17 protein-coding genes are annotated in these 23,097 nt (G+C 36.0%); 10 read left to right on the plus strand and 7 right to left on the minus strand.

Going from position 1 to position 23,097, the window contains the following annotated elements; all coding sequences use genetic code 11:
• Nucleotides 1-17: 17 nt before the first annotated feature.
• On the minus strand, nucleotides 18-2,075 hold the full coding sequence (gene metG, locus FT993_RS06495) for a methionine--tRNA ligase (protein WP_147861735.1): 2,058 nt from the start codon (nucleotides 2,073-2,075) through the stop codon (nucleotides 18-20).
• Between the two features lie 156 nt (nucleotides 2,076-2,231).
• Between metG and FT993_RS06500 the strand changes: the two genes are divergently transcribed.
• The 8 genes from FT993_RS06500 (at nucleotide 2,232) to FT993_RS06535 (ending at nucleotide 11,269) form a co-directional block, all read left to right on the plus strand.
• A complete protein-coding gene (locus FT993_RS06500; RefSeq protein WP_147861736.1) occupies nucleotides 2,232-2,819 on the plus strand; it encodes a hypothetical protein in 588 nt (195 codons plus the stop codon).
• A 206-nt stretch (nucleotides 2,820-3,025) separates the two neighbouring features.
• Nucleotides 3,026-3,346, plus strand: coding sequence for a hypothetical protein (locus FT993_RS06505; protein ID WP_147861737.1), 321 nt, complete (start codon nucleotides 3,026-3,028; stop codon nucleotides 3,344-3,346).
• 60 nt (nucleotides 3,347-3,406) lie between these two features.
• Nucleotides 3,407-4,204 carry a GLPGLI family protein gene (locus FT993_RS06510; RefSeq protein ID WP_147861738.1) on the plus strand — a complete coding sequence of 266 codons (798 nt, stop codon included), beginning with the start codon at nucleotides 3,407-3,409 and terminating at the stop codon, nucleotides 4,202-4,204.
• On the plus strand, nucleotides 4,197-6,845 hold the full coding sequence (locus tag FT993_RS06515; RefSeq protein ID WP_147861739.1) for a hypothetical protein: 2,649 nt from the start codon (nucleotides 4,197-4,199) through the stop codon (nucleotides 6,843-6,845). The genes FT993_RS06510 and FT993_RS06515 overlap by 8 nt, the downstream gene beginning before the upstream one ends.
• An 81-nt stretch (nucleotides 6,846-6,926) precedes the next feature.
• A complete protein-coding gene (locus FT993_RS06520) occupies nucleotides 6,927-7,823 on the plus strand; it encodes an LD-carboxypeptidase (protein WP_147861740.1) in 897 nt (298 codons plus the stop codon).
• Between the two features lie 107 nt (nucleotides 7,824-7,930).
• Nucleotides 7,931-8,596, plus strand: a complete 666-nt coding sequence (locus FT993_RS06525) for a succinate dehydrogenase cytochrome b subunit (RefSeq protein WP_147861741.1) — start codon at nucleotides 7,931-7,933, stop codon at nucleotides 8,594-8,596.
• A 1-nt stretch (nucleotide 8,597) separates the two neighbouring features.
• Complete coding sequence (locus FT993_RS06530; RefSeq protein ID WP_147861742.1) at nucleotides 8,598-10,520, plus strand: fumarate reductase/succinate dehydrogenase flavoprotein subunit; 1,923 nt, start codon at nucleotides 8,598-8,600, stop codon at nucleotides 10,518-10,520.
• 5 nt (nucleotides 10,521-10,525) lie between these two features.
• Nucleotides 10,526-11,269, plus strand: a complete 744-nt coding sequence (locus tag FT993_RS06535) for a succinate dehydrogenase/fumarate reductase iron-sulfur subunit (protein ID WP_147861743.1) — start codon at nucleotides 10,526-10,528, stop codon at nucleotides 11,267-11,269.
• A 37-nt stretch (nucleotides 11,270-11,306) separates the two neighbouring features.
• Here the strand turns inward: FT993_RS06535 and FT993_RS06540 are convergent, their stop codons facing one another.
• Nucleotides 11,307-13,214: a S9 family peptidase gene (locus FT993_RS06540; protein WP_147861744.1), complete on the minus strand. Its 1,908-nt coding sequence runs from the start codon at nucleotides 13,212-13,214 to the stop codon at nucleotides 11,307-11,309.
• Between the two features lie 149 nt (nucleotides 13,215-13,363).
• Between FT993_RS06540 and FT993_RS06545 the strand changes: the two genes are divergently transcribed.
• Entirely contained in the window at nucleotides 13,364-13,723 is a 360-nt protein-coding gene (locus FT993_RS06545; protein ID WP_147861745.1) for a YraN family protein, read from the plus strand.
• Here FT993_RS06545 and mfd read toward each other — a convergent pair.
• Nucleotides 13,720-17,085 (minus strand): transcription-repair coupling factor, encoded by a 3,366-nt coding sequence (mfd, locus tag FT993_RS06550; RefSeq protein ID WP_147862009.1) that lies wholly within the window; start codon nucleotides 17,083-17,085, stop codon nucleotides 13,720-13,722. The genes FT993_RS06545 and mfd overlap by 4 nt on opposite strands.
• Before the next feature lie 133 nt (nucleotides 17,086-17,218).
• Between mfd and FT993_RS06555 the strand changes: the two genes are divergently transcribed.
• Nucleotides 17,219-18,574: an NAD(P)/FAD-dependent oxidoreductase gene (locus tag FT993_RS06555; protein ID WP_147861746.1), complete on the plus strand. Its 1,356-nt coding sequence runs from the start codon at nucleotides 17,219-17,221 to the stop codon at nucleotides 18,572-18,574.
• On the opposite strand, the gene FT993_RS06560 is transcribed toward FT993_RS06555, so the two are convergent.
• The 4 genes from FT993_RS06560 to FT993_RS06575 all read right to left on the minus strand — a co-directional run bounded on the left by FT993_RS06560 (nucleotide 18,571) and on the right by FT993_RS06575 (nucleotide 23,079).
• Nucleotides 18,571-19,368, minus strand: coding sequence for a tryptophan-rich sensory protein (locus FT993_RS06560; protein ID WP_147861747.1), 798 nt, complete (start codon nucleotides 19,366-19,368; stop codon nucleotides 18,571-18,573). The two genes, FT993_RS06555 and FT993_RS06560, sit on opposite strands and share 4 nt — an antisense overlap.
• Nucleotides 19,369-19,431: 63 nt before the next feature.
• Nucleotides 19,432-20,058: a ligase-associated DNA damage response endonuclease PdeM gene (gene pdeM / locus FT993_RS06565; protein WP_147861748.1), complete on the minus strand. Its 627-nt coding sequence runs from the start codon at nucleotides 20,056-20,058 to the stop codon at nucleotides 19,432-19,434.
• Between the two features lie 2 nt (nucleotides 20,059-20,060).
• A complete protein-coding gene (locus FT993_RS06570; protein ID WP_147861749.1) occupies nucleotides 20,061-20,525 on the minus strand; it encodes a protease complex subunit PrcB family protein in 465 nt (154 codons plus the stop codon).
• 76 nt (nucleotides 20,526-20,601) lie between these two features.
• Nucleotides 20,602-23,079 carry a ligase-associated DNA damage response DEXH box helicase gene (locus FT993_RS06575; RefSeq protein WP_147861750.1) on the minus strand — a complete coding sequence of 826 codons (2,478 nt, stop codon included), beginning with the start codon at nucleotides 23,077-23,079 and terminating at the stop codon, nucleotides 20,602-20,604.
• Nucleotides 23,080-23,097: the final 18 nt, after the last annotated feature.

Genomic DNA, 23,097 nt, shown 5'->3' on the forward strand with positions numbered 1-23,097 from the left:
TAAAATTTTAAGTTATGCTACGCAATAGTGCTACCGTTGTTAACTTGAGCTTCATCTGGATTTACAAAAACCAGTTCGCCCTGTGCATTTTCGGTCATTAAAATCATTCCCTCGCTCAGCGTACCGCGTAATTTTCTAGGCGCTAGATTTACCAAAACCGTTACTTGTTTTCCTACCACCTCTTCTGGAGAGAAATGTTCTGCAATACCAGAAACAATGGTGCGGGTATCAAGCCCAGTGTCTACCTTTAATACCAACAGCTTTTTAGTTTTTGGCATCTTCTCTGCGCTCACAATGGTTCCCACTCGTAGATCTATTTTTGTGAAATCTTCAAAGGTAGCCGTTTCTTTTTGCTCCTCTACACTTTTTTGCTCGGCTTCATTCATTTTTTTGGTATTCTCTAATTTCTCTAGTTGTTTAGCTATGGCGTCATCTTCAATTTTCTCAAATAAAAGACTAGCTTTACCAATAACATGTTGGGGCGCTAGTAACGCTTCCGCGGAAGCGATTTGCGGCCAAGAAATATCCTTTTTTAAATTTAAAATGTTCGATAGCTTTTTGGCGGTAAATGGTAAAAATGGCTGACAAATACTAGAAAGGGCTGCAGCGACCTGCAATGCTACATACATTACCGTTTTTGTTCTAGCCTCATCGGTTTTAATGGTTTTCCAAGGTTCTTCATCGGCCAAATATTTATTTCCTAAACGAGCCACATTCATCATTTCGGCTTGAGCTTCTCTAAATCTATATTTTTCTATAGAGCTCGCAATAACCGCAGGATAAGCGCGTAACTCGGCCAATATATTTTCATCGATTTCATTTAACTGCCCAGGCTCAGGCACCTCTGCATCATAGTACTTATGAGTTAACACCACTACCCGGTTGATGAAATTACCTAAAATAGCTACCAATTCACTGTTATTGCGCTGCTGAAAATCTTTCCAAGTAAAATCGTTATCCTTGGTTTCTGGCGCATTAGCTGTGAGCACATAGCGCAAAACATCTTCTTTACCCGGAAAATCTTCTAGGTATTCATGCAACCACACTGCCCAATTTTTAGAGGTAGAAAGCTTGTTGCCTTCTAGGTTTAAAAATTCATTGGCAGGAACGTTATCGGGAAGTATATAACTTCCTTCGGCTTTAAGCATGCTTGGAAAAATGATACAGTGAAAAACAATATTGTCTTTTCCTATAAAATGAACCAGCTTGGTATCTTGATCTTTCCAGTAAGGCTCCCAGTCTTTGTTTTCTCTGGCCGCCCATTCTTTTGTAGCCGAAATGTAACCAATAGGAGCATCAAACCATACATATAGCACTTTTCCTTCTCCTCCGGCAACGGGAACAGGAATTCCCCAATCTAAATCTCGGGTAACCGCTCTTGGTCGAAGACCATCGTCTATCCAAGACTTACACTGCCCATAAACATTGGGTTTCCAGTCTTTTTTATGACTATCTAGAATCCATTCTTTTAGCCAAGGCTCGTATTGATCTAATGGTAAAAACCAATGTTTGGTTTCTTTAAGCACAGGAACGTTACCGGTAATGGCCGATTTAGGGTTGATTAAATCGGTTGCGTTGTGTGAAGTTCCGCATTTCTCACACTGGTCGCCATAACTTTCTTCGTTTCCACATTTAGGGCAGGTTCCTATGACAAAACGATCGGCTAAAAATTGTTGCGCTTCATCATCATACAACTGTTGGGTAACTTCCTCGATAAACTTTCCTTCTTTATAAAGTTTTTCAAAAAAAGCAGCGGCGGTTTCGTGATGTATTTTGGACGAGGTACGGGAATAATTATCAAATGCAATTCCAAAATCTTGAAAAGATTTTCTTATGATGCCATCGTATTTATCGACCACGTCTTGCGGACTTACGCCTTCTTTTTTGGCTTTTATGGTAATGGGCACACCGTGTTCATCGCTACCACAAACAAACACCACGTCTTCACCCTGCATTTTAAGGTAACGCGCATAAATATCTGCGGGAACATAAACGCCAGCCAAATGACCTATATGAATAGGACCGTTGGTATAGGGCAAAGCTGCGGTAATGGTATATCTTTTGGGTGTGCTCATAGTCTACTTAAATTTAGCTGCAAAGGTACATAAAGCGAATTGTATTCTAAATTACATTGTTTATAAAATAAAAAAACTATGAAGAATGTTTTAAAAAGTATATATTTATGCGAATAAGTTATATATTTACGCCATTAATAATAACTTAATAGAATTATGAAAAAAATTAATTTTTTACTGTTAATTTTCTGTGTTAGCTTTGGTTTAATTTCGTGTAGTAACGATGATGACGGGGCTTCTACTAGCGACCGTATGATTGTTGACGGCACCTCTTACGAATTAGAAAGTGCCGTTATTTCAAATTATGGTAGCTTTGGTGGAGTTAATAAATTAGACCTCACACTTGTGTCTTCAGATCTAATTAAAATTGCTGGTGAATACTTCCCTGAACAAGAAAAAGTATCTGGGCTTTATTTTGAGCTGTACACCGAAGTTGCAGACCAGCTGCCTTTGGGCACGTACACCTACAATGATAACGAAACGGCGGGTACTTTCTCTGCTGATTCAATGTTATTAATCAATACTAATTGGGCCAATGAAGATGATGCTGAATATATAGGTTCTTTAGCCTCAGGAACTATTGAAGTTTTAAAAAACGGACCAACTGAATATGAGTTCACTTTTGACGTGACCACTACAGATGGTAAAAAAGTTACCGGGTATTTTAAAGATAATGATGTTTACCTAGAGGATGATTCTTGGGATAGACCTTCGGCAGAAAAACAAAAAGGATTTTTCAACTAGATTTAAATGAAATTGGTAGCCATTTGAACACCGAACAGCGCAATTTAAAGAGCATCCGACTTACGGAATTTGAAAGAAAAAACGTAAATTGACTCTCTGAAAGTGATGAATGAAAGCCGACAGGTCTAAAGTGGATAGTCCACGAACTAAACTATAATGACCTTAAACTTATAGCGTTTAGATTTTTAACACTAAATAAAAACAAAATGAAAAATGTATTTTTTGCTTTAGCTTTTATGCTAATTGGTTCTTTAAGTTTTGCATCTACCAATGTTGAGAGCAATCTAGATGTGAATTCAGAAAACGTTACTGAATTATTAAGTACCGAATTTAATAATTCTTTGATTTTTACTGAAAATTTTACTTCCGAAAAATCAGTTGTTGATTTTGGTGAGTTAGGATGCTTGGTGGAAGTTACAATTTATGTGAACGGTGAATATTGGGGTAGCTTTTCTACTTGGCACGCTGATGGATGCGGTGCCGCATTAAGAAGTGCAGCAGATATACTTGACCAATTAGGATTCTAAAGCAATTTACTAACTAACCCTAAAGCTTGTTCAAAGCTTTAGGGTTTAATATTAAAAATTATGAGACTTACATTATTATTTATTATACTACTTTTTCAGTTACCATTAGTAGCTCAAGAAGAAAAAGACTCAACAGATTTCTTGAAAGTAGAATATAAATTTTTTAGAAAATTAACTGAAAGAAGTTTGCCGATAAATGAAATACATTCTCTAAAAAATTATAATTCAGTTTTGTCAATTTACCAAAAAGAGACAGAAAGTGAATATTTAAAGAATCAAGCCAATGCGGATAGCTACGATGTTACGGCTAATTTTGGTGTGGATGGTTCTGAAAAAATAATAACATTAAAAGATTTTATAAATGACACCATAATGTCAATTTATCCTGTAATTAGAAAATATAAAAAAGTAGGAGAAAAAATTCCAGAAATTGATTGGAAACTAGAAACAGAAACTAAAGAGATTTTAGGTTATAATTGCAAAAAAGCAACTACAAACTATAGAGGTAGAAACTATATTGCCTATTACACAACTGAAATACCTTTTTATGATGGACCTTTTAAGTTTAGTGGATTGCCTGGACTAATTCTTTCAGTATCCGAAGAAAATAATAAAGTATCATTTGAAGCTGTATACATCGAGAGGTCAAAAACTTTGAATGTTATTGAAAACCCTATAAACAAAGAAAAATTAATAAGTTGGAAAGAATATAAAACCGAATATCAGAAAGCATTTGACAGATTTGGTAAATTTGTTAATAGTAAAATATCTGAAAATAATGACGCAGAAATAAATGTTTCGTTTCCAAGTAAAAATAATTATCCACCAACAATTGAAGTATTAGAATTTAATGATTAGATTAAAATGTATTATTTGTTTATTCATTTTCATAATCTGTTTTAAGTCCTATTCTCAAACCATAAAAGGAACAGTATATTCAGAAGATAATAAACCTTTAACTGCTTCAATTCTTTTCAAGGAATACTCTAACTTACAAAGTGTTAAAGATTTTGCTATTGTAAGAAATGGTATTTTTCAAAAAAAGTTAAAACAAGATTACGAGAAGCTATTTATTGAGGTAAAAGCCGAAGGCTATTATAAACAAACCTTAACTATTGATAAACCAAAGAAAGAAAAAAGCTATTCATTTGATTTTGTTTTAATCAAAATGCAAGAATATGAACTTGAAGAGGTTGTAGTGGTAGGAAAAAAAAGACGTTTTGAAGTTAAGGAAGATACCATTTCTTTTAATGTTTCACGATATGTTGATGGTAGCGAAAGAAAAATAGAAGAGGTCATAAGTAAATTACCAGGTGTTGAACTTAATGAGCAAACTGGCGAGATAAAATATAAAGGAAAATCTATTGAGACCGTTACTTTAGACGGTGATAATTTATTCGGTTTTAACTACACTTTAGGAACAAAAAACATAAATGTAGATATGGTGGAACAAATAGAAGCCATAGATAATTATGCAGAAAACCCACTTTTAAAAGGAATAGAGCAAGGTGGTAAAGTTTCTTTAAATTTAAAACTCAAAAAAGGTAAAGTAGATGTTTCGGGTAATTTAGACTTTGGTAGTGGGTGGTTTGATGATGGCGACCAAGCTTTTAATTTGAGTTCAAATATTTTAGGTATAACCAAAACCTATAAATCTTTTGCAACTTTATCTTATAATAATGTTGGGGTAAACCAGACACCATTTGATTATTTTGGTTTTAGTTTTAATGTTGAACAGCAAAAAGAACAAAACTATTTTGCGGAAAAAATAGTACCCGAAACTCGTTTTTCAAATTTGTTAGAAGATAGAAGGGCCAATATAAACAATCAGTTTTTTGGCAACTACAATGCTATTTTTAAACTAAATCCAAAATTAAGTGTTAAAACAAATTTGTATTATTTGCAAGATAGAATAAGCACAAATCAACTGTTTCAAAACGATTTTAAAATAAATAATGATTTTTTTACAACAACTGACAATACTTTCATTACCAAAAAACCCCAACAATATCGTGGTGATGTGGAAGTCAAATACAATACCTCTAAAACATCATTATTGGAATATAATTTAAGACTAAGACAAGAAAATATAGAAACACCGACAACGGTAATTCAAAACCAAACTGATGAGTTTTCCTCCTTTTTAAACACAGAAGATTTTTATTTTAAACAAGATTTACTTTGGACAAAAAAGCTTTCTGATAAAAAAGCCTTACAAGTTTCATTATTTCATTCATTTAATGATTTGCCACAAACTTTTAGCATAACACCATCGCTTTTTGATGAAGATGCTTTAATGGACACACAAGATAGTGAGTTTAAAAGGACATTTTTAGAAGGAAAAGCAACTTATCTTGGGTCAGGAAAAAGAGATAAATATACCTTTACTTTAGGGGCAAATTTAAATTACTCACCATTTCTTTCAAGACTCTATAATTCAGAAGAAATCATTTCAGAAAATAACTTTGATTACACTCAAAATAACATTTTCAATACAGGCGTATATAATTTTAATCGGGGAAAATGGCAAATTTCGCCGTCTTATTCTTTGAGAGTTTTAAATCAAAATTTAGAACAAAATCTTCAAAATAACGAACAAAGCCAAAATGATTTCATTATTGAACCTGCTTTAAACTTAAAATACAAATTGAATTCAGTTTCCTTTTTGTCTGGTAACTTAGGTTATAACCAAAATACAAATGCCGAACAGTTTTTTTTCTTAAACCAAGTATTGATTAACAACCGAACTACCATCAGTAATTTACCAAGTTTAGAATTACAAATTAGTCAAAGATATAGTTTGTTATATTTTAATAATGATTTGTATAATCAGTTTCAACTAAATGCAAATGTAAATTATCAAAAATCAACGGGTAACTTTTTCACCAATCAAAACATCACAGCAACTACTACCCAAATAGAATATTTCTTTTTACCTCAAGACAACAGCAGTTGGAATATAAATATGCAAGTTTCAAAATATATTCCATTTATTGAGTCTACACTTAAATTGACAAGTAATTATATCTTATCTAACTTTAGAAATATTGTAAATAATTCAGATTTACGACAAAATGAAAACCAATTTTTAAGCAACTCATTTTTTTGGAAAACCGCTTTTGAAATACCTGTGAATTTTGAAAATACTTTTAGTTATCGATATTCTAATTCAAAAAGTGAAAACCAATTAGCTTTCATTAATAAATCTTGGCAAAATACTTTCAAAATAATATTAAAACCCAATAGAAAATGGTTTGTAATATTGTCATCGGATTATTATTTACCAAACACCAAACAATCTGATGAGCAATTTTTCTTTTTAGATGCTACATTAAGGCATAGACCTAAAAGCAAAAAATGGGGAGCGAGTTTTACGATGCGAAATATTACCAATGAGAATAATTTTGAACAGGTGCAAACATCAGATATCTCAACAACAATTTTTAGAAGTAACTTATTGCCCCGCTATTTTTTATTGAATCTATCGTGGAATTTTTAATTGAATAAAAAGCACACACAATCCCTTAGCTTGTAAAGTTGAGGGATTTTTTTATCTTACAACTCCAATTAATTTCATATTATGAAGATTCCTAAGGCTTTAAAAAAAGGAGACCGCGTTGCCATAATTGCTACTGCTAGAAAAGTTAATCCAGAAGACTTAAATCCCGCTTTACGTTTATTAGAATCTTGGGAGCTCGTTCCGGTTTTAGGCAGCAGTATCGGGTTATCAAGTCACCAATTTGCTGGTACAGATGAGCAACGTGCTCAAGATCTTCAAAAACAACTTAACGATCCAAAAGTACGAGCTATCTGGTGCGCCAAGGGCGGTTATGGTACTGTACGTATTTTAGATTTAGTAGATTTTACAGCTTTTCAACAAGATCCTAAATGGCTGATAGGTTATAGCGATATAACTGCATTACATAGCCATTTAAATAAACTTAAGGTTGCGAGCCTTCACGCTCAAATTTGTCTTGGCATAGAAACAAAAACACCTAATACACAAGCCTCTTTAAAGCAATTGCTTTTCGCAAAAAATTGGTGCTACACATTTAAAGGTCATAGCCAGAATAAACCAGGTACGGCAAAGGGTATTTTGGTAGGCGGTAATCTTTCGGTTTTGTTTTCGCTAATAGGCAGTCGCAGCGACTTAGATTTACAACATAAGATTTTGTTTATCGAGGACTTAGATGAGTATTTGTACCATATTGACAGGATGCTACAAAATTTAAAACGCAACGGGTGGTTCAATAAAATTAGCGGCCTCATTGTAGGAGGTATGAGCGATATGAATGACAATACAATTCCTTTTGGTCAAAGTGCTTTAGAAATTATTCAAGAAGCCGTAGCCCCTTATGATTTTCCTGTGGCTTACAATTTTCCCGCAGGGCACCTTGAAGAAAATCAAGCTATAGCCTTAGGTAAAAAAGTGCAACTCGATGTTTCACATAACCAAAGTGAACTAAAATACATTTAAAACAACAGGGAAAAACTGATAATTATCAAACTTTAGCAATTGTAAAAACAAAAGTTGAGGAATAATCAATTGAAAACTGTATTTTAGAAACTTCTAATTGTCTCAGTATGCTTGGGTTTTCCTCTACCATCTCTAGAAAATACTTAATGGCCATTACTGGTCTTTTTCTTTGTCTATTTCTGGTAATTCATTTACTAGGAAATTTTCAGCTTTTGCTTCCTGAAGATGAAGCTCAATTACAATATAATGCATACAGTGCCTTTTTATCGGGAAATATCCTGGTTAAAATAATCGCTTACGTACTTTACATCAGTATCATACTGCATAGCATCGACGCTATTTATCTTAGTTTTAAATCCCGAAAAAGTAAAAAGACTAGGTACCGTTATGATGCTCGTAAAAGAGCCAGTAAGTGGTATTCAAGGCAAATGATGCTTTTAGGAGTAATATTATTTGCTTTTTTAGTCATTCATTTTTATGACTTTTGGTATCCGTTTAAATTTGGTGAACTGCCGCTTGACCAACAAGGCAACAAAGATTTGTACCAATTGGTTATAGCATCCTTTCAGAACATAGGCTATGTGGGTTGGTATAGTGTAGCTATTTTAGCCTTGTTTTTTCACCTTTTGCATGGTTTCTTTAGCGCTTTTCGCAGCCTAGGGCTTTACCATCCTTATTATGCGCAAATAATAAAGCTAATTGGTGTAATTTTTTCTTTACTGATGTGTATAGGGTATCTAGGCATACCGATTTATATTTTTATCTCTCGTTAATATGGCAAAATTTATAGCAGCAAAAATACCGGAAGGACCATTGGAAAAAAAATGGCAAAACTATAAAGATCAAGCCAAGTTGGTGAGTCCAAACAACCGTAAGAAATTAGAGGTTATTGTAATAGGCACAGGGCTTTCAGGCGCTTCGGCCGCTGCTTCTTTAGCCGAAATGGGCTATCAAGTTAAAAGCTTTTGTTTTCAAGATTCTCCTCGCAGGGCACACTCTGTTGCCGCTCAAGGCGGAGTAAATGCCATGAAAAATTATAAAAATGATGGCGATAGCGTACAACGTATGTTTTTTGACACTCTAAAAGGAGGCGACTTTAGAGCACGAGAGGCCAACACCTATAGATTGGCACAATGCTCTGCAGCGCTTATCGATCAAGCGGTAGCACAGGGAGTGCCATTTGCACGGGAGTATAGCGGTTATCTAAGTAACCGGTCTTTTGGTGGTGTGCAAGTATCGCGTACCTTCTATGCTCGAGGACAAACAGGTCAGCAACTGCTTTTAGGCGCCTACCAAGCCTTACTAAGACAACAAGCAAAAGGAAAAGTGAAAATCTTTAATCGGCACGAAATGTTAGAGCTGGTTTGTGAAAACAATACAGCAAAAGGTATAATCACCAGAAATTTAGTATCAGGTAAGATCGAAAGACATGCGGCTCACGCTGTGGTTATTGCCAGTGGCGGTTTTGGGAAAATATATTATTTATCCACTTTGGCAATGGGTTGCAATGCATCGGCTATTTGGCGTGCCCATAAGAAAGGTGCGCTGATGGCAAATCCTAGTTGGACTCAATTTCACCCCACCAGTTTACCTCAAAGCGGAACCTACCAGTCTAAACTTACTTTGATGTCGGAGTCCTTGCGCAATGATGGCCGAATTTGGGTTCCTAAAAATAAAAAAGACGCCCGAAATCCTAATGAAATTCCTGAATCGGATAGAGATTATTACCTAGAACGCAAGTATCCTTCCTACGGTAACTTAGCTCCGCGTGATATTGCCTCAAGAGCCGCAAAAGAACAAATAGATAATGGGTTTGGGGTTGGTGAATTAAAAAATGCCGTTTACTTAGATTTCGCCAAAGCGATTAAAGATTTAGGTAAAACCACCATCCAAAAACGCTACGGTAATTTATTTGATATGTATGAGAAAATTACAGGGATAAATGCTTTTAAAGAACCTATGAAAATATCTCCTTCTGCTCATTTTTCTATGGGCGGTCTTTGGGTAGATTATGATTTACAAACCAGCATTGCTGGGTTATTTGCTATAGGAGAAGCCAATTTTTCAGACCACGGAGCCAATCGTTTAGGGGCCAATTCATTATTACAGGCTTGTGTAGATGGTTATTATATTTTACCCTATACCCTACAAAATTATCTCGCCACACAAATTGATAAGCCTAAACCAGTTACGCATAGCCAAGCATTTGTCGATGCTGAAGAGCGGGTAAAAACGCAGCTTCAAACTTACCTCAACACCAACGGCACTAAGACACCAGATGAGTACCACAAAGAACTTGGTAAAATGTTGTATGATTATTGCGGGTTGTCTCGATCTCGCAAGGGCTTAACTTATGTTATAAAAGAAATACAGAAGCTTCGAGAAGAATTTAAAACCAATCTTCTTGTTCTTGGTGATACCTATCAAATTAACAGTGAGTTGGAAAAAGCGGGCCGTGTAGCAGACTATTTTGAGCTCGCCGAATTAATGTGCTTAGATGCGCTTAATAGAGAAGAGTCTTGCGGGGCTCATTTTAGAGAAGAATACCAGAGTGACGAAGGTGAGGCGGTAAGAAATGATGATGATTATGCCTATACTGCTGCTTGGGAATGGACAGGAAATGCTAGCCAACCCGAATTGCATAAAGAAAAATTAGTGTTCAAAAATGTGTCTTTAAGTACACGGTCTTACAAATAATGCCTATGAAACTTCAATTGAAAATATGGCGACAAAATAATCCTGATGATCTCGGCAGGTTCAGAAACTATAAGCTAACCGAATTAAATCCCGCGATGTCTTTTTTAGAAATGTTAGACACGCTAAACTTACAATTAATAAAAAATAAAGAACAACCTGTAGAATTTGACCACGATTGCCGCGAAGGTATTTGTGGCCAATGTGGCGTAATGATTAATGGTATAGCGCATGGTAAACCTAAGAATATTACCACTTGCCAGTTACATTTGCGAGAATTTAAAGACGGTGATACTATTGTTATTGAACCTTTTAGGGCCAAAGCCTTTCCTGTTTTAAAAGACCTTAAAGTTGACCGTAGTGCTTTTGACACCCTTATTGCGTCTGGCGGATATATTGGCGTTGAAACAGGACAAGCGCCAGAAGCAAATACCACTCCCGTACCTCAAGAAATAGCAGAGCAGGCTTTTGATGCAGCCGCTTGTATTGGCTGTGGTGCTTGCGTGGCCACTTGTAAAAATGAAAGTGCAGCACTATTTGTTGGCGCCAAAATTAGCCACTTGGCTGCTTTACCCCAAGGAAAAGCAGAGCGAGAAAAAAGAGTGCTAAATATGGTGAACCGAATGGATGAACTTGAATTTGGTCATTGCACCAATACAGAAGCTTGTCAAGTAGAATGCCCACAAGATATCAGCGTACTGCACATAGCAAAGATGAATTATGAATATTTAAGAGCCAAATTAAAAAAGTAAATTAAAAAAAGCTGCTCTTCCGAGCAGCTTTTGAATTTTATAAGGTCTCCTTTAACCAATTGAAAAATTCGTATTGCCAAACCAATGCGTTTTGCGGATTTAGCACCCAATGATTTTCTTCTGGTAGATACAATAATTTACTCTTTACGCCCAACAATTGCGCCGCTTGGTAGGCGCTTAATCCTTGTTCAATGGGCACACGGTAATCTTTTCCTCCTTGAATAATAAAAATGGGGGTATTCCAATTTTTAACGTGAGTAATAGGGTTAAAGTCATGGTAAGCGCGCTGCGCATCTTTATTTTCAGTTTCCCAGTAAGCGCCACCAAAATCGTGATTTACAAAAAATAGCTCTTCTGTAGTACCGTACATACTTCGGGTATCAAAAACACCGTCGTGCGCAATAAAAGATTTATACTTATTTTCGTGTATTCCAGCCAAATAAAAAACAGAATATCCTCCAAAACTAGCTCCTACTGCAGCTATTCGCTCTTCATCTATGTATGGTTCTTTTGCCAAAGCATCTGTAGCGCTAATGTAATCATTGATTACCTGCCCGCCCCAATCTTTACTAATGTCTTCATTCCATTTAACACCATGCCCAGGCATTCCTCTACGATTAGGCGCAATTACAACGTAACCTTGAGAGGCCATTAATTGAAAATTCCATCGAAATGAATAGAATTGTGAGAGCGGAGATTGCGGTCCGCCTTGAGCATAAAGCAATGCCGGATATTTCTTGTTTTCATCAAAATTGGGAGGCAATATTACCCAAACCAACATTTTCTTACCATCAGAAGAGGTCACATAACGCTTTTGAATTTCGGGCATAGCCATTTGAGCATACACCTCATCATTGATATGTGTCAATTGCTCAAAAGATTCCTTTTTCAAATCAAAAGCAAAAATCTCGGCAGCGTGATTCATATCTGTCCTCGTCACGTAAAGCTTATTATCTTTTTCTAAAATAATGCTTTTTACATCAAAGATTCCTGAAGTTAATTGCGTCACCACTGGCATCTTTCTTTTTTTACCAGGAAAATCAACCTCAAATAATTGTATGGTTCCGCCTATTGGGGCTGTAAAATAAATTCTTTTCCCATCGTTTGCCCACTTATAGCTTGCCACAGTACCATCCCACTGCGCAGTTAAGTTTTGCTTCACGCCATTTGACAGTACAATCAGGTCATTTTTATCGGCTTCATAGCCGTCTTTTTTCATTTGCAAATAAGCCAAATCTCCATTTTTTGAAAATTGAGGCTGGGTATCGTATCCTTTATTATCTTGAGTGATATTTTTAGTCTCTTTGGTCTCAATAGCATACCTATAAATATCTGTATTGGTACTTTTGACATAACTTTTACCCTTTAATTTTTTACTTACATAGTAAATATGTTTACCCTCTGGACCCCAGATATAGTCTTCGGCGCCACCAAAAGGCTTTTGAGGTGAATGGTAGGGTTCTTCTGCCATTATATCTATACCGTTGGCATCGCTATAGCCTTTAACTTTATAAAACACGTGATTAAAACTACCGTAAGACCAGGTATCCCAGTGCCTAATATCTAGATCCGTGTAAACGTAAGCATTAGCTTTGGGCAACTGCTCATATTTGTCTTTTGCCTTGATTTTCTCTATTGCCACGGGTTGGTGAAAAAGTTCATACTTACCATCTGGTGAGATTTTCTTATTGATAAACTCTGCTCTATTTTTACTGATGCGTATAGGGTTTTTCCCGTCAAGCGGAATTTTATAATACTCCGAATCAAAATTGTCATTTTCAATATTAGGTATGCTCAATTTATAATAAATGTAATTCTGGGCTTGATCTACTCCTATTACACTCAAACGCTTTAAACTCCATAAAGTTTCTGGGGTCATTTTTTCTTGACTCATCACAAGGTTTCCACTAATCATTAGGCTTAAAAAAATTAAAATTTTCTTCATAATCAACACTATTAATGTTTAAAAAGGATGTCAAAGATAATCATTTTAGCAGCGGAAAAACCAAGCTAGATTATGTTAAAATGTGTATCTTGTTAGTTCAATAATGGGCTACTTATTAGTGGTTTACAAATCCGTAAAGAAAAATTGCTATGGCTACACATAATGATTTAGGTAAAAAAGGAGAAGCACTTGCCTTAGAGCACTTGCTTAATGAAGGTTATACCATTTTAGCAAAAAATTACCGCTACTTAAAAGCAGAGGTAGATATTATTGCCCAAAAAGAGCAGAACCTTTGTGTTATAGAGGTAAAAACGCGTAGCACACCCGATTTTGGAAACCCGCAGGATTTTGTAAAACCCAAGCAAATACAGCTTTTGGTCACCGCTGTAGATCATTTTATTACCACTAATCAAATAGATTTAGAAGTACGCTTTGACATCATTGCAATTATTATGAATAAACAGGGTACGCGCTTGGAGCATTTAAAAGATGCTTTTTATATTTTTTAGCTACCAAGAGGTTTTAATACTTCGTAAGCTGCTTTAACCGATTTAATTTTATCAAAACTCAAAAGTAAACGCAAGCCGTTGCGGGTCTGTTTTTCTTTCATCTTACACAAATGAGCATGGGTTTGCACGTACTGCAATACCTTTGAGAAGGTTTTCGTCTGGTAGAATGAAGACTGTTGATCGGCAATAAAATAACCCACCATTTTTTCTTTCTTAAGAATTATTTTTTCGAGCCCTATTTTAGAAGCAATCCATTTTATACGTACACTATCTAATAAATCTTGAGCTTCCTCGGGTAAAGGTCCAAAACGATCTGTAAGTTCCTTTTCAAAATTTAGAAGTTGTTCTTCGCTAGTTAGCTCATTTAATTTGGTATATAAATTTAAACGTTCTGTAATATTATTGATATAATCATCGGGGAATAAGATTTCGAAATCGGTATCTATTTGGGTGTCTTTTACAAATATTTTATCCTCGGTTTCGTTTTCGTGCGCATACAAGTCTTTAAACTCGTTTTCTTTTAATTCTTCAATGGCCTCATTTAAAATCTTTTGATAGGTATCAAAACCTATTTCATTAATGAAACCACTTTGTTCGCCACCCAACAAATCACCTGCCCCGCGTATTTCTAAATCTTTCATGGCAATATTAAAGCCGCTACCCAGTTCAGAAAACTGTTCGAGTGCACTAATACGTTTTCGCGCATCATCTGTCATTGCCGAATAGGGTGGTGTGATAAAATAACAAAAGGCTTTTTTGTTGCTACGTCCCACCCGACCACGCATTTGGTGTAAATCTGATAAACCAAAATTATTGGCATTGTTTATAAAAATGGTATTGGCATTACTTACGTCTAAGCCGCTTTCTATAATGGTAGTCGAAACGAGCACATCAAATTCTCCATTCATAAAACTTAGCATAAGCTTTTCTAGCTTTTTACCTTCCATTTGGCCGTGGCCCACCCCTATTTTAGCATCGGGTACTAGACGTTGCAACATACCGGCTACTTCTTTGATATTCTCTATTCTATTGTGAATAAAAAACACTTGCCCACCACGTTGTATTTCATACGCCACCGCATCCCGTATAACCTCCTCAGAGAAACGTATCACATGGCTTTCTATTGGGTATCTATTAGGAGGTGGTGTAGTAATAGTGCTCAAATCTCGAGCGGCCATCAAACTAAATTGTAGCGTACGCGGTATAGGCGTAGCGGTTAGTGTAAGGGTGTCTACGTTTTCTTTGATGGTTTTGAGTTTATCTTTTACTGCTACCCCAAACTTTTGTTCTTCATCAACGATTAATAAGCCAAGATCTTTAAACTTAACGTTTTTATTCACCAATTGATGCGTACCAATAACAATGTCTATTTTTCCGTTTTCTAAATCTTCTAAAACTTGCTTTTTTTCTTTAGCAGTTCTAAACCTATTCAAGTAATCTACACTAACGGGGAAGTCTTTGAGTCTTTCGCTAAAAGTTTGGTGGTGCTGAAAGGCCAAAATTGTGGTGGGTACGAGAACGGCTACTTGCTTACCGTTATCTACTGCTTTAAATGCCGCCCGAATAGCTACCTCTGTTTTACCAAATCCTACATCACCACATACCAAACGGTCCATTGGTTGCTCACTCTCCATATCTTCTTTAACAGCTTGTGTTGCGGTACTTTGATCTGGGGTGTCTTCATAAATAAAAGAAGCCTCTAACTCATGCTGTAAGTAAGAGTCTGGCGCATAGGCATGCCCTTTTTCAAGACGGCGTTTAGCGTATAATTCGATTAAATTATAAGCAATATGCTTTACGCGAGCCTTGGTTTTTTTCTTTAGGTTTTTCCATGCCTTACTTCCTAGTTTGTAGATTTTAGGAGCTTTGCCATCTTTACCGTTATACTTAGAAATTTTATGCAGCGAATGAATACTTACGTACAAAATATCGCGTTCGCCGTAAATCAATTTAATGGCCTCTTGTTTTTTACCTTCAACATCTATTTTTTGTAAGCCTCCAAACTTTCCAATTCCGTGATCGATATGAGTAACATAGTCTCCCACTTCAAGATTGGAGAGTTCTTTAAGAGTTATGGCTTGCTTTTTAGCATATCCATTTTTTAAATGGAATTTATGGTAGCGCTCAAATATCTGATGGTCGGTATAGCAGACTTGTTTTGTATCTTGATTGATAAACCCCTGAAATAAAGGCAAAACAACGGTTTGATAATGCACCTGTTGATCTTGGTTGATATCATCTGACTCAAATATATCGTGAAAACGTTTGGCCTGCTGCTCACTGCCGCAAAAAATATAATTTGTAAAACCCGCTTCATGATTCTTATTGAGATTCTCTACCAATAGATCGAAGTTTTTATTAAATGCAGGTTGCGGACTTGTATTAAATTGAATAAGCTGTTGCGGATTTAAAAAAGCTTGGGTACCAACTTCTACAACAAAAAATCCTAAAAGTTGTTTTTTAAAGGTCTTCGCATCACAAAACAATTCTTGCGGAGCTTGATGTTTTATTTCTTCAGATAGATTTTTAAAAGCCTCTTCTGCTTTACCAAAAAGCTTGTCTAATTGGGCAGACAGTAAATCTATATTCTTAACAAAAACAAGGGTCTTTTGCGCAATATAATCTAGAAAGCTAGCCCGTACTTCTTGTAGTTTTTTATTCTCTACATTGGGCATGATGGCTATCTTTTTCACCCTATCTGTAGATAATTGTGTTTCTACATCAAAACTCCGAATGCTATCTACTTCATCGCCAAAAAACTCAATACGATAAGGTTCATCATTGCTAAAGGAAAACACATCAATTATACCTCCTCGTACAGAGAAATCTCCAGGCTCGGTGACAAAATCTACTCGTTTAAATTTATACTCAAAAAGCACCTCGTTTACAAAATCTATTGAAAGTTGATCTCCCAAACTAATTTTTAAAGTACTGCGGTCTAATTCTTTACGCGTAACTACTTTTTCAAAAAGCGCATCTGGATAGGTAACTATAACTGCCGGTTTTTTGCGAGAGTTGATTCTGTTAAGCACTTCTGCTCGTAACAGCACATTAGCGTTATCAGTTTCTTCTAATTGGTAAGGTCTGCGATAACTACCAGGATAAAATAAAACGTTTTTATCACCTATGAGCTGCTCTAAATCGTTCAAGTAATAAGCCGCTTCTTCTTTATCATTAAATATTAGTAAAAATGGCCTATCAAATTGCTTAAATGTATTCGCAATAACAAAAGATAAGGCTGATCCTACCAATCCTTTGGCATGTATTTTAGCAAATAATTCCTCTGGCTGTTCTAAAGCATTTTGCAGATCGCTCATCTGCGAAAGCCCATTGAATTTTTGGGTAATTACAGGTACACTCATGCCCACAAAGATAAATGCTTGGGCCAAAGTAGGCAATAGCTGATTTTTATTTAACGTGCTTTTAAACTATAACAATTTATCATTTTTCTAACAGCGCTCTACACTAAAACCTTGTATCTTTTGTCAAAAAAAGATGGGTATAAAAGAGTATGACGTATTTGTCATAGGTACAGGCACAGCAGGAAAAATGGTTGCTAAAGCTTGTGCTCAAGCGGGAAAAAAGGTTGGCATTGCAGATAACAAAGCCTTTGGAGGTACTTGTGCCCTTCGCGGTTGTGACCCTAAAAAGGTTTTGATGGGATTAAGTGAAATACTTGATCGTAGCAAACAAATGCAAGGTAAAGGAGTGAAAAGTTTACCCGCCATTAACTGGGAAGATTTGCAGTCTTTTAAAGAAACTTTTGTCGATGCTGTTCCTATGGCGACAGAAAAAGATCTTCGGGCACTTGGGATTAGTTTGTATCATCAATCTCCCTATTTTTTAGACGAAAATAGCCTTTCGGTAGAAGGTAAAACTATAAAAACCAAAAAAGTTGTAATTGCCACAGGAAACAAACCTATTCAACTTGATATTACGGGATGGGATTTAACTCTAAATAGCGATGAATTCTTAAATTTAGAAAAACTACCCGAAAGTATGCTATTTATAGGGGCTGGTTATATTGGGATGGAGTTTGCCCATTTAGCTGCTAGCCTTGGTGTAAAAGTAACTTTAATAGAGGGAGTTGAAAGACCTTTAAGTCGTTTTGACGAAGATCTTGTCGCCTCTCTTGTCAAAGCTATGGAGGCCAATGGAGTACGCTTCATTTTTAATGCTGAGGTGTATAAAATTGAAAAATTACGAAAATATTTTCGCGTAAGCGCCAACCAAAACGATAAGGAAATAGAGGAGAAAGCTGAAATGGTAATCAATACGGCAGGAAGAGTCCCTGCTATTGACGAACTAAGTTTAGATCAAGGAAAAGTGGCATATTCTAAAGAAGGTGTCGCAGTGAATACCCATCTGCAAAATACAACGAATAGAAATGTTTATGCTTGTGGCGATGTAGCCGATTCTAGCGGTCTGCCGCTTACTCCGCTTTCTTCTTTTGAAGCTGAACTGGTGATTGATCAAATTTTAGAAAATAAAAAACCTAACAAAGTAGATTACCCTAATCAACCCTCTGTGGTTTTTACCCATCCGCAAATTGCTATGGTAGGTCTAACAGAAGAAGAGGCCAAGGAGAAAAACCTATCTTTTAGCGTTAAATGTAAAACTCAATTGGATTGGTACAATGCCAAACGTGAAAACCATGCTTTTTATGGTTTTAAAACACTGGTAGATAAAAAAACAAATCAAATATTGGGAGCGCACATTATTGCACCGCAGGCCGCCGAAATGATCAATCTTTTTACTTTAGCCATGAATCTCAAGTTAGACACCCAAGCCCTTAAAAAAATGGTATTTAGTTATCCTAGTTGGGGGAATGACATTAAAAGTATGATTTAGTTATTCAAAATACGATATAAGGGATTAGTTTTTCTATTTTTAAAACCATGGTATGCCGCATATAAAGCAATTACAATTGCCCCTATGAGAGCGGTATAAGCTATACTATCTTGGTTGTTGATTTGTTTGAAATAAATTGCCACCAGCGCCCAAATACCCACCGCTGCAAATTCTCGCATGTTTCTATAAAAGATCATTGCTAAATTGATACTAGTGGCTACCATTATCATAATCAAAGTATACTGCACTTCATTAAATATAAAAGGTTGCCAATCTATCTTCACTAGAAAAGCAGCGGTATTGGCAATAGAAGCAACGCTTAGCCAACCGGCATACAAGCATATTGGCCACCAATTAAAAGCAATAATAGGCAGGGGCGCATCCCAAACCTCCATACGTGTAGTAACCACTATGCGTAAAAGTGCCACTAGAGCAATAAACATTAAAACTACAGAAATAGCGGTATATTCATACAACCACGCCACCACCCATGCCGAAGTCGCTAAATTAGCAAGAATCAACTTACCTCCAGTTTGTAATAAAAAATTTTCTGTTTTGTCTTGTTTAAAAACGCGTATTAGGTGATACACAGTAAAAGCCAACAGACTTAAATAGATGAGGCCCCAAATGGCGAAAGCGTAACCTGCTGGTGTAAATAAGTTAGCATATTCAGGTTGTTTACTAAGGCTACCAATCGTGTTTCCATTTAATTTAAATGCTTGGGTAAAATAGCTTGTTGCAATAGCAATTAACACCGAAATAAAGTTAAAAACGGCCAGTAATTTAGGTTTCATAGTTATGATTTTATTAAAGATAAAAACAATGCGCTTATAAGCGCGATAGTAAAGCGTTAAAATTTACTGCACTTTAATCACTTCATTTTGAGTACAAACATAAACCGATTCATTTGGCATGGATTTCACCAAATACAAACCAGTAAATGTTCCAAAAGCAGGTAAAATCATTTGGTTCTCTGTTTGATAAAAACAAGGTAGTCTTAATTTTTGCCTCCCTAATCCGCTTAAAGCGTAACCCGGATGAAGATGACCGCATAACGTAAATAAATTAGGTTTATGCTCAGGCTTGTGTGTAAGATAAAAATCACCAATTATTAAGTGGGGCAGTACCTCTAAATTGGCTTTTTTAAAAAAGGACGGGTGCACAATATCGTGATTCCCCTTAATAAGGAGAATGCTACAATTCTGGTGTTTGACCCAGTGCTCAAATAATTTAAACTCTTGATTATAATCACTATGAAATAAATCTCCTAGAAAGATTAGCTTTCGCGGATTGTACTTTTTAATTGCTTCATCTAGCTTTTTAAAATTGACAGTTATAGCTGAAGAAGGTACAGCACTGCCGTATTTTCTAAAGTGTGCAATTTTACCAAAATGCACATCGGCAACTAGTAAGATCTTATTATTTTCCCAAAATAAAACACCCGAAGCATCGGGTGTAAAGTGTTGGTCTTTTATTGTAATCAAGTTTATTTTTGTTTTACAAAACGAACAGGCTTATCTCTTTTTGGAAGTTTAGCAACGTAGTAGGGCTGTGTCATGACAGTACTCGCCACGCCTTCTGGACGATGCATGGTATAATTTATAATTATTTCTTCATCTTTTTCTTCAACTCCTAAAACATCTATAGCATAGCCTCCAGTAGTTTTTATATCGCTAATAATTGCCAGAACCATCTCATTCTCAAAGTTTACAGGAAGACCTTTAAAAGAACTGGTTGTGGCATTTATGGCATCCATCTTACGTTTAATTTGTTCCCACTCGGAACTTTGCCGAATAACTGTAGTGTTAGGTTCTAAATTTTCTTCGCCATTACCATATAAGTTTCCTGCTCCCACTAAGGCTAATGAATCTTGAGTAATGTGTGTGCGCTGCATGGTGTTACAACTGATTAAAGAAAATGCCAAAATAAAGATACCTAAAGCTGCTTTCATGTTATTTTTTGATGCAATATAAGGACTTTGAAACTGAATCTAAATTTATTAACAGAATTTTGAATATCTAAGCCACTTAAGTAAAAGCTTTTATCATTCTTTTGATACGATCCTCTAATTTTTCTGAAGAAAGTTTCTCTCGAAGTCTGTCTGTAATGATAGGAAATGAGAACGGAGTTGGTTTTTCACATTTTTTCCAAACTATTTGTTGTTGCTCTATTCTTCTTAACGCCAATCGTAATCTTTCTTCTTGTAATTGGTGTTCAAAGGTCTCTGTAAAGGCTTGCAGAAACAATAGGTTTTCTGGCTCGTAATCTCTAAAAACATCAAATAACAATTGTGCACTAGACTGCAAATGTTTGGTTTTGATTAACTGGCTGGGGTAACCGGTAAAAACCAAACCAGCTATTACGGCAATATCTCGAAACTTTCTTCGAGCCATCTCGGTAGCATTTAAGCTTTTATACAAATCATCCATTAAAAATTCACTCGTAAACAGCTCATTATCTAAGATTTGCTGTACGTCTATTTCTTGATCAGATAATAGTTCAAAACCATAATCATTAAAAGCTATACTTAATGATATTGGCGAAAGTAAGCTTAATCTATAAGCGATTAAACTTGATAGTGCCTCGTGAACAAAGCGTCCTTCAAAGGGATAAAAAACCGCATGGTAACCCTCTCGTGTTTTAAAAGTTTCTATTAAAAACTGATGGGGTCTTGGTATAATCGATTCTTGTACTTGCCTTTTAAGAATGGGTTTTAAAGCTTTTAACTCAGGGGTTAATTTTTGTCTCGGCCCATCACTATCCGGAAATGTTGAACTTGCCGCATACATTTCTTCCCTTAACAACTCACTCATTTGCGACGAGAAACTCATTCTGCCTCCTGCCCAACTGGGTACCTTTGCTGTCTTCTTTTTAGATTTTCTTACGTGTACCTGCATACCTTTTATCCGTACAAATTCAAGATTTCTACCCGCAAACGTAAAAACATCGCCAGGAGTTAGTTTAGAAACAAAAAACTCTTCAATATTGCCAATAAATCCTCCCTTTACATATTTTACAGCCAACACCGCATCGCTTACAATTGTACCAATTTGCAACCGATGTCGCATAGCTACGCCACGATCATTTACTTTAAACAAGCCGTCTTCTTGAATTTCAACCTTACGGTATTCATCGTATGTTTTTAAACTTTCTCCACCAAAGCTGATAAAGTTCAAACACCATTGCCATTCTTTTTCACTAATGCTTTGATAACAGAAGGTTTGTTTTATCTCGTTAAAAATGCTTTCAGGATAAAAACCATCAGAAACCGCTAAGGTGATAAGGTATTGAATTAAAACGTCATAGCTTAAAAAATAAGGAATGCGATTTTCTACCGCTTGATTCTTCACTGCCTTTTTCAAGGCTGAAGCTTCTATTAGCTCTATCCCGTGCGTAGGCAGAAAATGAATAACACTAGTTTCACGCGGCTGATGACCACTTCTACCGGCTCGTTGTAAAAATCTTGCAACCCCTTTTGGTCCTCCAATTTGTACGATTGTCTCTACAGGTGCAAAATCGACTCCTAAATCTAAACTTGAGGTACAGACAACAGCTTTTAAGGTTTCTTGACGAATGGCCTTTTCTACCCACAAACGGGTTTCTTTACTTATGCTACCGTGGTGCATCGCTAATTCTCCTGCAAGCTCAGGGTATCGCTCCAATAGTTTCTGAAACCACAATTCGCATTGGGAGCGGGTATTGGTGAAAATTAATGTAGTTTTTGAATGACGAATTATGCCCACCACCTCATCGAGCAAATGCAAACCTAAATGACCTCGCCATGGAAACTTTTCCATACTTTTAGGAATAATAGATTGTACCTTAATCTTCTTTTTAAGCCTAGCTTTAATAAGTACAGAATTCTTTAAATGATTTGATTGAGGTCCTAATAAAACCTCACGCGCTTGTTCTAAATTACCAATAGTGGCAGATATACCCCAAATTTTTAAGGGAGGGCTCAGTGTTTTCAATCGGCTTAAAGCCAGTTCCATTTGCACGCCACGTTTACTTCCTAGTAACTCGTGCCATTCGTCTACCACCACAGCATTAAGACTTGAAAAGATTTTATGGTATTTCTTTGAGGCTAAAAGCAGTTGTAAACTTTCAGGCGTAGTAATGAGCAAATCTGGCATCTTTCTCTTTTGTGCTGCTCTTACTTTTTGAGGAGTGTCTCCGGTGCGAATACCCACCGTAATTTCTGGAAATACCTCCTGACTAAATCGCAAAGTGGCTTGTTCTATTTCGCTTGAAAGCGCTCTTAACGGCGTTATCCAAAGAGCCTTAATCCCCTTTTTTAGTTTACCTTCTTTAGCCTTATTGTGTAGTAATTCTAGTACAATGGGCACCCATAAAGCATAAGTCTTACCGCTCCCAGTAGGCGCATTTAAAAGTCCGTTTTTGCCTTGCTCGTAAGCCTTCCAAGTATCTTTTTGAAATTTAAACGGTTTCCAGTTTTGCTTTGTAAACCAATCTTTTACTATGGCTAAAGATTCCTTTTTATTCATTAAGCTTACCTTAATCTT

The sequence above is a fragment of the Mesonia sp. HuA40 genome, assembly GCF_008017835.1.
GTDB lineage: Bacteria > Bacteroidota > Bacteroidia > Flavobacteriales > Flavobacteriaceae > Mesonia.

What these genes read in the sequence shown, in the direction of transcription:
- metG (WP_147861735.1), bottom strand. Translation starts at nt 2,075, where the DNA reads ATGAGCACACCCAAAAGATATACCATTACCGCAGCTTTGCCCTATACC.
- FT993_RS06500 (WP_147861736.1), top strand. Translation starts at nt 2,232, where the DNA reads ATGAAAAAAATTAATTTTTTACTGTTAATTTTCTGTGTTAGCTTTGGT.
- FT993_RS06505 (WP_147861737.1), top strand. Translation starts at nt 3,026, where the DNA reads ATGAAAAATGTATTTTTTGCTTTAGCTTTTATGCTAATTGGTTCTTTA.
- FT993_RS06510 (WP_147861738.1), top strand. Translation starts at nt 3,407, where the DNA reads ATGAGACTTACATTATTATTTATTATACTACTTTTTCAGTTACCATTA.
- FT993_RS06515 (WP_147861739.1), top strand. Translation starts at nt 4,197, where the DNA reads ATGATTAGATTAAAATGTATTATTTGTTTATTCATTTTCATAATCTGT.
- FT993_RS06520 (WP_147861740.1), top strand. Translation starts at nt 6,927, where the DNA reads ATGAAGATTCCTAAGGCTTTAAAAAAAGGAGACCGCGTTGCCATAATT.
- FT993_RS06525 (WP_147861741.1), top strand. Translation starts at nt 7,931, where the DNA reads ATGCTTGGGTTTTCCTCTACCATCTCTAGAAAATACTTAATGGCCATT.
- FT993_RS06530 (WP_147861742.1), top strand. Translation starts at nt 8,598, where the DNA reads ATGGCAAAATTTATAGCAGCAAAAATACCGGAAGGACCATTGGAAAAA.
- FT993_RS06535 (WP_147861743.1), top strand. Translation starts at nt 10,526, where the DNA reads ATGAAACTTCAATTGAAAATATGGCGACAAAATAATCCTGATGATCTC.
- FT993_RS06540 (WP_147861744.1), bottom strand. Translation starts at nt 13,214, where the DNA reads ATGAAGAAAATTTTAATTTTTTTAAGCCTAATGATTAGTGGAAACCTT.
- FT993_RS06545 (WP_147861745.1), top strand. Translation starts at nt 13,364, where the DNA reads ATGGCTACACATAATGATTTAGGTAAAAAAGGAGAAGCACTTGCCTTA.
- mfd (WP_147862009.1), bottom strand. Translation starts at nt 17,085, where the DNA reads ATGAGTGTACCTGTAATTACCCAAAAATTCAATGGGCTTTCGCAGATG.
- FT993_RS06555 (WP_147861746.1), top strand. Translation starts at nt 17,219, where the DNA reads ATGGGTATAAAAGAGTATGACGTATTTGTCATAGGTACAGGCACAGCA.
- FT993_RS06560 (WP_147861747.1), bottom strand. Translation starts at nt 19,368, where the DNA reads ATGAAACCTAAATTACTGGCCGTTTTTAACTTTATTTCGGTGTTAATT.
- FT993_RS06570 (WP_147861749.1), bottom strand. Translation starts at nt 20,525, where the DNA reads ATGAAAGCAGCTTTAGGTATCTTTATTTTGGCATTTTCTTTAATCAGT.
- FT993_RS06575 (WP_147861750.1), bottom strand. Translation starts at nt 23,079, where the DNA reads ATGAATAAAAAGGAATCTTTAGCCATAGTAAAAGATTGGTTTACAAAG.